The sequence below is a fragment of the Microcoleus sp. MON1_C5 genome (assembly GCF_036701875.1).
In the GTDB taxonomy this organism is placed as follows: domain Bacteria; phylum Cyanobacteriota; class Cyanobacteriia; order Cyanobacteriales; family Microcoleaceae; genus Microcoleus.
In genome coordinates this window covers 14,570-28,711 of record NZ_JAUBRN010000026.1, presented here as the reverse complement: position 1 = coordinate 28,711, position 14,142 = coordinate 14,570, and the positions used below count along the sequence as shown (strand labels likewise).

Genomic DNA, 14,142 nt, shown 5'->3' with positions numbered 1-14,142 from the left:
ATTGCGGTATAAAGTCTTTAGGTATCTGTTTTGGACACAATTGTAAAACTCCCGATTTTCCAAGGCTCTATCTTAAATCCTCCTCCTTCCGACAACTTTTCCGACAAATGGCCCGGTCGTTCTAACAAATCTACTGGCCCTACAATTTCTAATCCCCAATCACTATTCAATTCTAGCACAGCCTCTTTACCCTCGGATTCGCAACAGCGCAAAATCCACACATTAGAATCGTCTTCCGACTGTTTAAACGCCATCAAAACTAAATTTTCCGCCGACAAATCCAAGAATTTACAAACTGCGGGTAAACTCTTGTTTCGATTTTCTCCCAACTGTGGCAACACCTTTACTAGCAGCGGCAAATTCAACTCATAGCCGCGCCGAACTGTGCCGGCCTCTTGCCAATTTCCAGCATGGGGATACACTGCACAAGTAAATTCGGAAACTCCTACATCTGCTTGTTCATCCGGCCAAGTCGAACCCCGAAGCAAAGTCAGCCGAATTTGATTCGGTTGAAGGTCGCAACCGTATTTGCAATCATTGAGCAAACTGACTCCAAAACCGTCATTGCTGATATCAGTCCAGCGCAAAATCGGCACTTCCCATTTGGCTTTTTCGGCTGGTGTTTGCGGTTTAGTTGTGCGTGCGATCGCACCACCGGGAATTTCGCAAGTTGCAAAATCTGCTTCTACATTTAAGCCAAAGGCTGCTTTTACTAAAACGTGCTTTTCTTGCCAATCTGCAACTGTCTTGATTTTCAGCAGGGGCGAACCTATTTCTACTATATAATCTTGGCAAAACTCCGATTTGCCAATTTGTCGGACTACGCGCAAACTCTGCCGTATTTCTCCCTGTGCTATCCAGGAAATATCTTTGAGTGTCGGCGCTGGTAGTTGATGTTTTTCATAATTGGGATCGATGTTCCAAGCATCCCAATATTGACCGCTGTCTTGAAATGCTTGCAGTTGATTGCCGCCTGCTGCATTCAGGACTTCTCGGTTATTTACTTTATCCCAAATGCTGGATAAATCCCCGGTTTGTCCGTCTACTGTTGCCCGAATAAATTCATTTTCTAAAACCATTTGTGCGGCTGCAAAAGGCGTTTCTTGACTAACTGTGTTTTTTTGTGCTATACCGTATGTAAGTTTTGATAACTCTATCTTTTTTTCAATTTCTGGACTCGCGGACGCATTATCCACAGTTTGAGCGTCTTCGCGACACAGCCAAAACACCTGGTAGCCAACGGCAGGGAGATTATTTGCCCAGAATAATAGTTTAGATTGCGATTCGAGTCGATCGCCCCTGAGAATCTGTGAAGCCAATCGCCGTCGGGAAAAATCGTAAATTTGCCAAGCTGAATCAGCGGCATCGGGAAGCGGTACGCCGACAACCTCAGAGCGCGACCAATTGAGAGTATTGAAAATCCAAATCGGTTGAGCGTCGGGCTGCGGGGGATTCGGCAGAGAAATTTGAGCCGAGATTGCATCCAAAGATTTTAGCAAGATTTCGCGACAAGCGCGATCGACCTCGGCAAAAGCTAGATTAGCATCCGCGTAGACTTGGGCGATCGCAGAACCGGGCAAAATATCGTGAAACTGGTTAAACAAAATCTGTTTCCAAGCTGATTCTAATTCGGATTTCGGATAAACTGCACCCGTACAAATCGTTGCCAGCGAAGACAACAACTCCGCTTGGTAGAGCAATTCTTCGCAGCGGCGGTTTTGGCGTTTTTGGTCGGCGCGAGTCGTGTAGCAACCGCGGTGGAATTCTAAGTAAAGTTCGTCTTTCCAAACAGGGAGAGTGCGGGGAAGAGTTTTGAGTTGTGAGATGGAATGATTTGCATCCGAAATTGCCGATAAGTTTGAAAATTCTCCCGCCTGTAAATTTTCCTGCTTGTCGGATTCTGGAACATAGCTTTCGGACTTAGTTGCCGCAACTTCAGGCAAAAACTGACTCTCAATCAAAGACAAATAATCAACCGCTTTCGCAAACTCCAACTTCGGGAAAAAAGGCGACATTTTCCAGCGTTTCGCCACCTCCAACATATCACGAGTCGGGCCACCGCCGTGGTCGCCAACCCCAGGCAACCAAAGAGCATCTTGCAAACCAGTCTTAACTTGCCAGTCAAAAGCATAACTTGCCATTTTCACAGATTCTATACTTTCGCCAATTGGAGCAGACATCATGCTAAATATTTTAGTACCGTCCAACCCTTCCCACCAAAACGCACCGTGGGGAAATTCCGTTGTATCGTTCCAACGCAACTTTTGCGTCACAAAATAATCAACTCCACCTTGCCGCAAAATCTGAGGTAATTGCCACCCAAAACCGAAAGTATCCGGTAGCCAAGCTACCCGCATCAATTCCCCAAATTTTTCTTTTGCATAACGCTGTCCGTAAAAAACTTGCCGCACCATTGATTCAGCAGAAATCAAGTTTAAATCCGGTTCTACCCACATCCCGCCGACAACTTCCCAACAACCCGCCGCCACCTGTTTTTTAATCGCAGCAAATAAGTCGGGCCGATTTTCTTCCATCCAAGCATAAAGCGCCGGAGTTGAATGGCAGAAAATCAAATCGGGAAACTCGGATTGTAATTTCAATACCGACTCAAAAGTTCGCTGTGCCGCTTCCCAAGTTTCCGGGACAGGCCACAGCCAAGCTAAGTCTAAATGAGCGTGACCCACCAAATAGATTTTACCTGTATATATAGATGTCAGCCCGCCGCTTTCTCCTATATATATAGATGTAGAATTGCTATTCTCTCTAACCTCAAAAACCTCATCTTTTCTTCCTCCCTCTGCGCCCTCTGCGCCCTCTGCGGTTCCCTCATCTAAATCCCCAGAAAAAGTCCGCAGATATCCCAGTAAATTGTGCCGCAAAACAGACAGCGAGCGATCGAACTTTTCGCGATCGTCCACCGCCGACCAATCAATCAAACCCATCGCCAAATCAATCTCCGATTTCAGCGTTTCCCCCTTGACAAACATGGGGCGATTTGCTAGTGTTTCAGTGGAGAGGTATTGGGAATTGAAATTTTCTAAATTTTGAGTTAGCGAATTTTGCAAAATCTCTAATTCTGCAGCCACAAAACCCGGATCGAAACAAGAAGAGTCAGCAGCTTCGTACCAACAAATCGATCGCACTAAAGCACCGTTATCGTGACCCGGACTTACCAACCGCAAAATAACTAAAAATTCATCTCCGGGATTTGCCGAGGAACTCAACACAACTCGATCGGCAAAATCAAATAAATCTCCCTGTCCGACTAACTCGCCGTTCACAAAAATTTGAGCATCTTCTGCCCACCAAGTCAAGCCCAGCAGCAACCGCAAACCAACCACAGGATAGCCGTGTAAATTGTCAGGAATTAAAAATTGCTGGCCTAAATACAAAACTTGCTTCCCAGACGGCCAAGCAATATGTCCTTTGCTGTTAAGTTCAGCAACAGGGCTGTTACAAATATTTACCGAAGAGACAGCCGAGTCAGAATCGCAGTACCTCCAACCAGACTGAACCTCCACTTGGCTGAGGCGGCGCAACTTTTCGACAGTGGCAGAAATATTGTTGCTAGCAGGTGACACAGAAGCGCTCATATTTCGCTAAAATAGGAATTGTGTATTAATCAAAGATCGGATTGAACCGCGAAGACGCAAAGGACGCGAAGAAATAAAGGTTTCAGAGGGTTTGAAGCTGCGATTAAGATCTCGCTTTGATTTTACAGCAATATTTCGCAATGCCGACGCGACTCAAAAATCTGAATTAAATAATAAAACTTATGTCTAACGGTTACTACGGCCCCTACCAAAGCCGACTATTAAATTTTATATCCAAACAGTCCCGCCAAGTCGCTGACAATTGCGATCGAACTTGGCGTCACATTAAAGAAGCAACTCTCACTGCCACCCAAATTCTGCTTTATCCAGCTTATTTGCTGGTGCAAAGTTCCCGCCTGCTAGGCCGACAGTTGCGGGAATCCAGCCAAAAAGTAGATTTACCTGAACTACAAGAATTTGTTGGGGACGCCAATCCCCATGGGCAACAAAATTGGTATCAGGGGGAAATTTCCGAGGAAAGTTCGATCGCCGAAATTTTGCACCTCGCCGAAAATTTACTAACCTCGTCGCAAACCGCGAAAACTTTAGCCACCTTCCCGCTGTTAATTAATCAGGGAAATACTGCTAACAATTTACATCCGGCAATCAATTTTAGCGGCCAAATCACAAAGCATCAAACCACTTCCGTCTTAGAACTTCCGCTTGCTAAAACTGGATTAAAACCGCAAGCGAAAGTTGAGGGAATTGCCAGTTTTATCCCAGCCCGCACTTTAGTATTAGTGGGAAGAGAAAATCAGATTTTAGATATTTTGACACCCGAACAGCAGGAACTGCTCGAAGGTCGCATAACTTGGGAAGTAGCAAACTGCGGGCCCGAACGGCGGGAAATTACCCAAAAAGAATTAAAATTTAATCTCGGTTTGGAGTCGGCTGCCAAAAAAGCGCACTTGCCGCCGGTGCGTCGTTTTTGGGAATTGATGGCATGGCTTCAGACGAGTCCGGTTGCTCTGAAAAGAAATCAGTTTGGAGAATCAATCCTCGCAGTTAAAAAATCGATCGACCGCAATTCAATCTTAGTTCAAAAAGCCCGCGCCCAGATCGAAGCAAAAACCGCACAGCAGTCAATTGCGGCATCGAATTTGATCGACCACAATACCCCAAAATTAGAAACTAATTTTAACAGCAAGTTCGATCGACCCCCTACTCCTCTCTCCTTTGTTACATTACTCGATCGCGCCGCCGTCAACCTGGAAGAATTTACCCTACCGCCATCGGTAAAAACAATCGCCGCACCCACAGAAAACTCAGGAGTAAAAATTGACACATCCGGCGCCGAAACCAATTTAGATTTTTCCGCCCGCGACATCCTAGAAAAATACGCTCGAAACATCGAACAAGTCATTTGGTCGTCAGTAGACCACCTTTTGGGCAAAGAAACGGCGGCCAGCGATAATACGGAGAAATCAGTCGCAATTCAGTATTATTTGAAACAGCGACAAGAACAAGAAAACAAACAAAATAGCCCAGAGGTCGATCGACCGTGGCTGAACTGGCAAGACTTATTCGGGGAAGCTGCACCGCAGCATTTAATCGACGGAAGTTCCGAACCCCAGGCAGCAGCTCAAAGCAGCGCCAAAGTCAAGGAGAAAATAGCAGAATTAGGAGAATTGGCAGAAGGTCGATCGACCGCAGTCTCAATATCCCCTTACCCCGAAGCACTTCACAGCCTGCTGGGGCAGCTAAAACAGAGCTTGCTGACAAAAAGCTCAAAAAGTCAACCCCAAACAGCATCTGATTTATCTGATTTAGCAGTTACTCAAAAAAATAGCTCTGCACTCGCAGCAGAATCAACCCCAGGGCGCGCGCCGGAAACCCAAGTGCCAAAGAACACAAACCCGAACACCGCACAAAACAACCAATCCCCAGCAGCAATCACCGCGCAAACTAGCAGATACACCGCCGCAACCCCCGCCGCAGCCGAACCAAAAAATGCTAGCGCAGGCGTCTCACCGGAGGGCGAATACTTAGAAACAAAAGCAGAATCGATGGGATACATTAAGCACCCGCTAGAACAAGTGCTCGAATGGCTCGATCGAGTTATGCTGCGGCTAGAAAACATCGCCGAGCAACTCTGGAATTGGGCAAAAATCAACTTGCCAAAAATCCTCAAAAGCAAAGATAAAATTGACTAATCTTTAGCTTATGATAAAAAAGTTGCTGCAACAGCAGCAAATCAGCTCAGTATTATGCCATCTTTGGAGACTCCCACAGTGCTAACCCTCAAAATCGTAGTTAATGTAGTTGTTTTATTTTTTGTTTCCCTGTTCATATTTGGATTTTTGTCCAATGACCCAGCCCGGAACCCCAACCGCAGAGACATGGAATAAACAAGTTATCCCGCCCGGTGGCTGGGGGGTACGCCACCGCAGCCCCCCAGCTAGCCCGCAAACTCGCAAAAATTAGTCGAAAAAAACTTGACCTCGCACCAGCAGCGAGGTTATCTTGTGGCGGAAGCAAGTTCTGAAAGCGGCCATATTCCGGCGCGCCAAAACCACTGCAAATTTTAGATGTCAGATTAATGTCTAAACAGTTGCCTTTTAGATGCAAAAATTTTTAATAATTTGCACCCTATAAAATCTAAAATCTAAAATCTAAAATCGGATGACTTACCTGTTGTAACTATGCCCTATCCGGTACCGCCGCCAGAACCTCCTGGCATCATCTACATCGCAAAGCCAAAAAAAGTCGCCCTCACTGTCGCGGCCGGCGATGGAGACACCCGCAGCAACCCCGCAGAAATACCGGAACCAAGCCCAGATATTGTTGAGCCAGAACCCACACCAGCCCCAGCAGAACCAGCAGCCACACTCCTCGGCACTACCCCAGCCACCGGCCAGCCTCCAGAAATCGCCGACCCCCTAGGTGCAGTGGAAAGCGGCGAGGCAGTGGTGGGATTTCAGCGTCGGCCTCCTGTGGGAGAACCCGAAACTGCGGAAACTCCGAAAGATTCCTCGTTTACGGCTTACCAATTGGGTTCGGTAGAAAATGCCCTTGCCATTCGCAATCGAAAACGAACCGCAGAGGCGCAGAAACAACAGGAGAGGAATGTTGTCGGAAAGCAGGAAAGTTGGTATCAGGCCCAAGGCCGGCAGTTAGAAGATAACTCTCCCGTACCTGCGGAGATTCCCGTTCCAGAACCCGCGCCGGAACCAGCACCCAGCGGGCAACAGCAGTTCGACATTCCCACACCAGGAACTGCCCCCGCACCCAGAACACCCGCGGCGCCGACACCGAAGCCTAAACCAGCCGCCCCGCCGGGAGTCCGCACCGCCCCTTCTCAGCGGACGGTGCCTTTTCCGGTGACTCCGGCCGATACTATTGAAGTTAAGGCTGACAGCCAAGAATTCGACGACAAGCAGCAAATTGTGACGGCGGTTGGTAATGTCGTTGTGCGGTTCCGGCAAACTGTGATTGATGCCGATCGAGCGATCGTCAACTTAGTCACCCGCCAAGTGGTAGCATCCGGCAATGTCGCCTATACCCGCGGCCAACAAGTAGTGCGCGGCCAGCGGATGGAGTTCAATCTCGGCCTCAACAGCGGCGCAGTCGAACAAGCCAGCGGCGAAATATTCCTGCCCGCAGCAGGTAGCGAATTGACCCCCACACTGCCGACAGATATCAGTGCTGGGACGATTCTCGAACAGCCGCTGAGCGATCGAATTACCAGCCAGCAGCCCCTGCGCGGAGTCAAATCCCCCGGCGCTGCTACAGTGACTATCGGTGGCGGCGGACAGCTAGCAGCCCCCCGAGTTACTGGTGCCGTCAACCGCGTCCGCTTTGAAGCAGAACGCATCGAACTGCAGCCAGACGGCGCGAGGGTAGCAACCAACATTCGACTTACTAACGACCCGTTTTCCCCCCCGGAATTTGAATACAGGGCGCGCAGGGCGACGATTAGAAGGATTTCGCCCACGGCAGAGGAATTAGTCACAACTAAACCCCGCTTGGTGTTCGACAACCGGGTGAAAATACCCGTGTATCCCCGCAGGCAAGTGTTTGACAGCCGGCAGCAGAGCGGCCCGTGTTTGACCTTTGGTTACGACGGGGGCGAAAGAGGCGGTTTGTATGCCGAGTGCGGTTTTGAGGTGTTGCAAAACGGGCCGGTGCGGCTGACTCTGACGCCGCAAATTTACCTTCAGCGGATTGTGGCAGAGCACGGTGGCAATCCGTTTTTTACCGACAGCTACGGGCTCAGAGCGAGGTTGGGCGCCTCTCTGGGCCCGCGCACCAGGCTCGACGGATCGGCAATATTTCTGAGTTTTGAAAATTTCCCGAACTTGCCGGAAGACAGCTTTCGGGGCAATTTGCGCCTGCGGCAGTTGATCGGCACTCACTCTCTGGCAGCAGAATACAGTTATCGCGATCGGCTGTTTAACGGTTCTCTGGGCTATCAAACCGTGCAGAGCAGCCTCGGGGCAGTCCTCACTTCCCCAGTCATCGAACTCGGAGGCACTGGCATCAATCTCAGCTACCAAGCTGGATATCAATTTATCAATGCTGACACCGATCGACCAGACTTGCTCGAACCAGTGCGGGAAAACAACCGCGTCGATCTGGGGCGTTCCCAACTTAGCTTCGCCTTGAGCCGCGGCTTCAACTTGTGGGAGGGCGAACCCCTGCCCCGCACTCCCACCCAGGGTTTGAGGTATACGCGAACCCCGGTGGTTCCTTTCTTGCAACTGGCATTGGGACTCCGGGGAGTTGGCACTTATTACAGCAGCGGCGATCGACAAAATTCGCTCGCCGGCAGCGTCGGCATTCAAGGGCAGTTCGGTCATTTCTCCCGGCCTTTCCTCGATTACACTGGGTTTAACGTGACTTATACCCAGGTGGGGCGCGACGGTATCTCGCCGTTTTTATTCGATCGCTTAGTAGATTTGAGAGTCCTGTCTTTTGGGCTTGTCCAGCAAGTTTACGGAGGCTTTCGAGTTGGATTTCAAAGTGGTATTAATTTAGAAAGCGGGGAAACCATCAGTACGAATTACACTTTAGAATACAGTCGCCGCAGCTACGCAATCATTTTGCGTTTTAATCCTGAGCGTCAAGTCGGCAGCCTGACTTTTAGAATTAGCGACTTCAACTGGAATGGGACTCCCCAACCTTTTTCCGGGGACGCGCGAACTGTAGAAGGAGGCGTGCGTTTATCCGATTAATTCAATTGGCTAATTGGGCATTGGTCATTGGGCATGGGGAATTGGTAATGGGGAAGTGATAATAGGTAATAGGTAATGGGGAATTGGTAATTGGGTAATTGGAACCAAAAGACAACAGTCAACCGATAACAGTCAACAGTCAACAGTCAACAGACAACAGTCAACAGACAACAGTCAACAGTCAACAGACAACAAATGACAGAAGTGACGGCAATATCTGCACAAGCAGCGGCTCTGCTGGTTCACTACGGTTTTGACCTAGGTGGCAAAAAAGCCGAGAAATTGGCGGGTGAATGGCTGACCAAGTATCCCGGCTATTGGCTGCGTTTAGCAGTGGTTGAAGCGCTTTATCAAGGGCGCTACAAGGCTGTTTCTGTGGAACAGCTATTGAGTATGTGGCACCGGATAGGTCAACCTCTCTATCATTTCAATCGCGAGTTTGAACGCTTGGTATGCAATAATTTTCCTCAAAATTTAACCGGGGAAAGTGCTGCTCAACTGTCACCGGAAGATATACTTTTATCGAACCAGGAATCGGAACTAACTGCCGCAGATTTAGATTGGCATGGGCCCTCAGAGGCGCAACTTGATGTGGCGCTGCATGAAAAAGTCCCAAACACAGAGGCAGAGGAAACAGGAAAATTACCTGCAGCCGACGATCGCACAAAAGAAAATACAGAATTTGTAGTATATGAAGATGTGGCTGTTACCGCCCTCGCCGATCGAGCCGAAGCTGAGCACAAATTACCGGACAAACCTGTGGCCAAATCATTCCCAGTTGTCAAACACACTGATTTTCATACCAAGTTAAAAGCGATTGCCCGAGAAGGCAGAAGAAAGAAGGGAGAAAGCAGAAATAGGGTGTAAACTTTGAGAACTAGATAGTTATTTGTCACTCTTCACTTTTGGGACTTCCTCCCATCCGAATTTCCGAACAAAAAGAAGCTTGTTCAGTACCGTTAGCTTGCTTAACAACGCTAGTCCGCAACCGCAGGTTGGGCATGAGATACCACAGCCTTTCTTCGGCATGGAGGGTGTCTGATTCTGTAATCAATGTCAGCACGTCGTCGCCCATCACGTAGCGGCCCTTACCCTTGTCTTGCAACACTTTGCCTTCGCTGGGATTGTCGGGATTTGGTACGATCGCTAGTATGGTAGAACCGATTTGTTTAGCTTTGTCGCGATCGGGAATACCGTCCCAACTAATCCGAACGCTGGTTAGCCCAGTTGAGGCCGGGTTAATCGAGTGTTGTTGGCAAAGTTTGACGACTGCTGCATCGCTAGCTGTCAGTATTTCTATTTTGAGGTCGGATTTACCTGCCTGCAATTCCCCAGAATTGAGATTGTGTACGGTACGTTGAGAAAACCATTTGCCTGCACTTAACTCGAAAAACTCGATAACATCCATGAAATTTGTCTCTAAAGTCAATACTGCTTTATTTGCGATCGTGACTTGCGCGCTATGGAGTCAGAAACCCGGTTTCTTCCTACGTACCTAGCGGTCAAACCAATGATTTTGTTTAGAAATCCGGTTTAAGAGTGCAAGTCCTTTTCTATATTTTAGAGGAAGGGGGCGCACCTGCAAAGCTTTCTGAGAGCTTTGGGCGAAACAGATTGCAGATGCCGTTGAGGTACAAAACCCAACCAGGGGGACATCTGCCTCGCTGATGCGGCCGACTTGACACAAAATTAGAGCATCCGCCATCATATTTCGTTATAAAAAATCTTTTTCGCACTTTAAATAGGATTGCGATACCTGAAATTTTTTAGCTTTGACAGTGTTGATCGATCGACCATCATCGCCCAAAACCAGCTATGTTAAGAAAAACGACGATATATGTGAGATCTTGTGGATCGATCGGTAAATTGGGCGTTGCTGAGTTGAATTATATTGGCGGCGATTTATTGTAATCGCACTGCTTGAAAATTCTCAAAGCAGACTCCGACTAAAAAACAAGCAATTCATCGAACCCTCACCAAACCGAGGACAGCAAGCCCATAGCACAGAGCATTTAAATATGTCATGCTAAGTCAAGAGAAAAGATTCTCGATCGGCTTTTCGGTAGGGTGCAGCTAGCGATCGCATACATTTAAAAAACACATCCGTAAATTTATGACCGAGTTTACACAAGGGCTGGATAAAATGCAGCCCGCAGAACAGACGCACTACCTGGGAATCCTGCCAAGTCAGCTAGCAGCGACTTCAGACTACGAAAAATTATACAGCTTACTAACAGATTACAATTTTATTAAAGCCAAGCTGTCAGCCTCGGGAGTACAGGCCCTAATAGAAGATTACGATTTAGCAACAAGTCCCAATATTATTATCTCAGACCCAAAAGCCGACCAACTCAAATTAATCCAAGAAGCAATTCGGCTGTCTGCCCACATTCTAGCCACAGATAAAACCCAACTACCTACCCAACTAATGGCCCGCTTGATGCGCTTTGAAAGTCCAGAAATTCAAGCACTGCTAGCACAGGCAAAACACCAAACAACCCCCTGGCTGCGACCGCTAACGCCCAGCTTTACTCCTCCCGGCGGGAGATTATTGCGTACCCTCACCGGACATACAGACTGGGTACAAGCTGTAGCAATCACCCCCGACGGCAAGCGGGCAATTTCTGCGTCCTCCGACCACACTCTCAAAATTTGGCACTTAGAAACAGGAGAAGAACTTTCCACCCTCAAAGGTCATCTTACCTACGTCAATGCTGTAGCTGTCACCCCCGACGGCACTAAAGTAATTTCCGGTTCTTGGGACAATACGATTAAAATTTGGGATTTAGAAACTGGACAAGAAATATTTACTTTTGCCGGCGATACTTTTGCCGTAGAAGCAGTAGCAGTAACTCCCGACGGCAAGCGAGTAATTTCTGGTTCTTGGGATGGCAGTATTAAAGTTTGGGATTTGACAAGCAGGGAAATAATTTTTAACTTCAAAGGTCACAGCAGTTTTGTGCAGTCCGTAGCAGTAACTCCTGATAGCAAACAGTTGATTTCCGGGTCTGGAGACAATAGCATGAAAGTCTGGAACCTAGAAACCGGAAAAGAACTTTTTACTCTCACGGGTCATGCAGACTGGGTAAAAAGTGTAGCAGTTACTCCCGACGGCGAACTAATAATTTCAGGCAGTTACGACGCAACTGTTCAAGTCTGGAGTTTGTCAGAAAGAAAGCAACTTTTTACGTTAGGAAAACACGGCAGTTTCGTTCAAGCTGTGGCAGTCAGTCCCGACGGGAAACGAGTAATTTCGGCTTCCGGCGACAAAACGCTGAAAGTTTGGAATTTGGAAACAAAAGAAGAACTTTTCACTTTTACCAATCACATCGCCCCAGTGAATGCTGTGGCTGTTACCCCCGACGGCCAGCGGATAGTTTCTGGTTCCTCAGACAAAACTCTCAAAGTTTGGCACTTAGAAATAGGCAAAGAAAATTTATCATTGGCAGGTCACGATGACTGGGTAAATGCTGTAGCAGTGACGGCGGACGGTACGAAAGCGATTTCCGGTTCAGGAGACAACCGGATTAAAGTCTGGAATCTTGAAAACGGACAAGAAATTTGTACTATTCCCGGTCATAAAGATTGGGTAAAAGCGATCGCAATAACACCGGATAGCAAGCGAATAGTTTCGGGTTCCGGCGACAAAACTGTGAAAGTTTGGGATCTAGAAACCGGAAAAGAAATCTTTACTTTCACGGGTCATACAGACTGGGTAAATTCTGTGGCAGTGACTGCGGACGGAACGATGGCGATTTCCGGTTCGGGAGACAAAACCATTAAAGTTTGGAATCTAGAAACAGGAGAGGAACTTTTTACTTTTTCAGGTCATGAGGACGGGATAAAAGCTGTGGCAGTTACTCCCGACAGCAAGCGGATTATTTCGGCTTCCGGCGACAAAACTCTGAAAATTTGGAGTTTGGGAAAAGAAAAGAATATTTTGGCATATTTATGGAATTTAGCCGTCAAAAATCTACTTTTCACTCTCAAAGGTCATGAGAGTTTTGTGAATGCTGTGGCAGTTACGGCGGATGGCAAATGGGCGATTTCGGGGGGGCGGGAACACAATTTGAAAGTTTGGGATTTGTCGAGTAGAAAAGAAGTTTTTACTTTGGCAGGTCATGCTGATGCGGTAACATCTGTGGCGACTATGGGAACAAAGGCAATTTCTGTTTCCGACGATAATACTCTCAAAGTTTGGGATTTGTTAAGTCGAGAAGTAATTGCTAGTTTCAGGGGAGATAGTGCTTTGAAAGCTTGCGCTATTGCACCTGATGGAGTGACAATCGTAGCGGCGGAAGCTTCGGGACAGGTGCATTTTTTGAGGTTAGAAGAGGGGAAATAGTCATTAGTCATTAGTCATTAGTTATTAGGCCGATCGCACTTTTGCTAAAATTTAAAAGTGCGATCGCTCTTTTCCCCCATCTATAGCAGTTCTCAATAAAGTGAGGTATGCCCTATGCCCTATGCCCTATGCCCTATGCCCTATGCCCTAGATCCGAAAGAACCTCATGTTCCTGAGAAAGGCTATAGTTTACAATTGTTCCGGGTCAATTCCCATCGATCGCAGTCTTTCTGCTAGCACAGCAGCCCGCTGTTCGGCTTGTTCTGCACGCAGTCGTTCTTGTTCTGCACGCTGTTCGGCTTGTTCTGCCCGCTGTTGCGCTTGTTCCAAGCTGCGAGAAACCTCCTCATAACTTGCAAACGGTTCGCCGTCAGGGCGATAAATTTGTAACTCTTCACCCGACAAATCAAAGCGAATTCCCAGTCGGGGACTGACCCAATTTTCGATCGCATCAATTACGTCGAAACGCCCCTGTGAACGCATCAAACCGCTGAAATCGTTGCGTTCCGGGTCGTACAGGTAATATTCCTCTACCCCGTGGCGATCGTAAAATACCTGTTTTTTATTCATTTCTGTTAGCCTGTTACCGGGAGAAAGAATTTCAAACACTACTTGCGGCGCGATATTTTCTTCTTCCCACTGCTTGTAAGAACCCCTATCTCCTTTCGGTCTGCCCAAGACTACCATCACATCCGGGCCGACGCGAATCTTGTTATCTCCTTCGACGGGATACCACAGCAAATCCCCCGCGACAAATACATTCGGGTCATCGGCAAATAGCCACGCTAAATTTTGTTGGATGATGAGTATCCAGCGAAATTGTTTAGTATTGTCAGACATTGGTTGGCCGTCGCTGTCGGGGTAAATTACATCAGGTTTTTGAGGAGACTTGAGTTGAGTTACCATAACTGTTGTCCGGGGTTAGGGACTGTTTAATTTAATTTAAGCTGTTTCGGAAAGGTGAAAAGTGCGATCGACCTTTCTCAATACAATAACCTATTCCTCTTTCTCTTTTATCTCTCTTTCTTCT

At 47.6% G+C, this 14,142-nt stretch carries 8 protein-coding genes; 5 read left to right on the top strand and 3 right to left on the bottom strand.

Annotation, left to right across the window (positions count from 1 at the left end):
- Positions 1-17: 17 nt before the first annotated feature.
- Positions 18-3,593 (bottom strand): alpha-mannosidase, encoded by a 3,576-nt coding sequence (locus tag QUA71_RS14610; protein ID WP_333285949.1) that lies wholly within the window; start codon positions 3,591-3,593, stop codon positions 18-20.
- Between the two features lie 182 nt (positions 3,594-3,775).
- Between QUA71_RS14610 and QUA71_RS14605 the strand changes: the two genes are divergently transcribed.
- The 4 genes from QUA71_RS14605 to QUA71_RS14590 all read left to right on the top strand — a co-directional run bounded on the left by QUA71_RS14605 (position 3,776) and on the right by QUA71_RS14590 (position 9,634).
- Positions 3,776-5,746, top strand: coding sequence for a hypothetical protein (locus QUA71_RS14605; protein ID WP_333285947.1), 1,971 nt, complete (start codon positions 3,776-3,778; stop codon positions 5,744-5,746).
- 78 nt (positions 5,747-5,824) lie between these two features.
- Complete coding sequence (locus QUA71_RS14600; protein ID WP_039887172.1) at positions 5,825-5,941, top strand: photosystem II reaction center protein I; 117 nt, start codon at positions 5,825-5,827, stop codon at positions 5,939-5,941.
- Between the two features lie 294 nt (positions 5,942-6,235).
- Positions 6,236-8,767 (top strand): DUF3769 domain-containing protein, encoded by a 2,532-nt coding sequence (locus tag QUA71_RS14595; RefSeq protein WP_333285946.1) that lies wholly within the window; start codon positions 6,236-6,238, stop codon positions 8,765-8,767.
- 195 nt (positions 8,768-8,962) lie between these two features.
- Positions 8,963-9,634 (top strand): hypothetical protein, encoded by a 672-nt coding sequence (locus tag QUA71_RS14590; protein WP_333285943.1) that lies wholly within the window; start codon positions 8,963-8,965, stop codon positions 9,632-9,634.
- Positions 9,635-9,659: 25 nt separating this feature from the next.
- Here QUA71_RS14590 and QUA71_RS14585 read toward each other — a convergent pair whose 3' ends face one another.
- Positions 9,660-10,175: a phycobiliprotein lyase gene (locus QUA71_RS14585; protein WP_333285941.1), complete on the bottom strand. Its 516-nt coding sequence runs from the start codon at positions 10,173-10,175 to the stop codon at positions 9,660-9,662.
- Between the two features lie 693 nt (positions 10,176-10,868).
- Between QUA71_RS14585 and QUA71_RS14580 the strand changes: the two genes are divergently transcribed.
- Positions 10,869-13,112, top strand: coding sequence for a hypothetical protein (locus QUA71_RS14580; RefSeq protein WP_333286031.1), 2,244 nt, complete (start codon positions 10,869-10,871; stop codon positions 13,110-13,112).
- Positions 13,113-13,301: 189 nt separating this feature from the next.
- Here the strand turns inward: QUA71_RS14580 and QUA71_RS14575 are convergent, their stop codons facing one another.
- Positions 13,302-14,018: a Uma2 family endonuclease gene (locus tag QUA71_RS14575; protein ID WP_333285939.1), complete on the bottom strand. Its 717-nt coding sequence runs from the start codon at positions 14,016-14,018 to the stop codon at positions 13,302-13,304.
- Between the last annotated feature and the right edge of the window lie 124 nt (positions 14,019-14,142).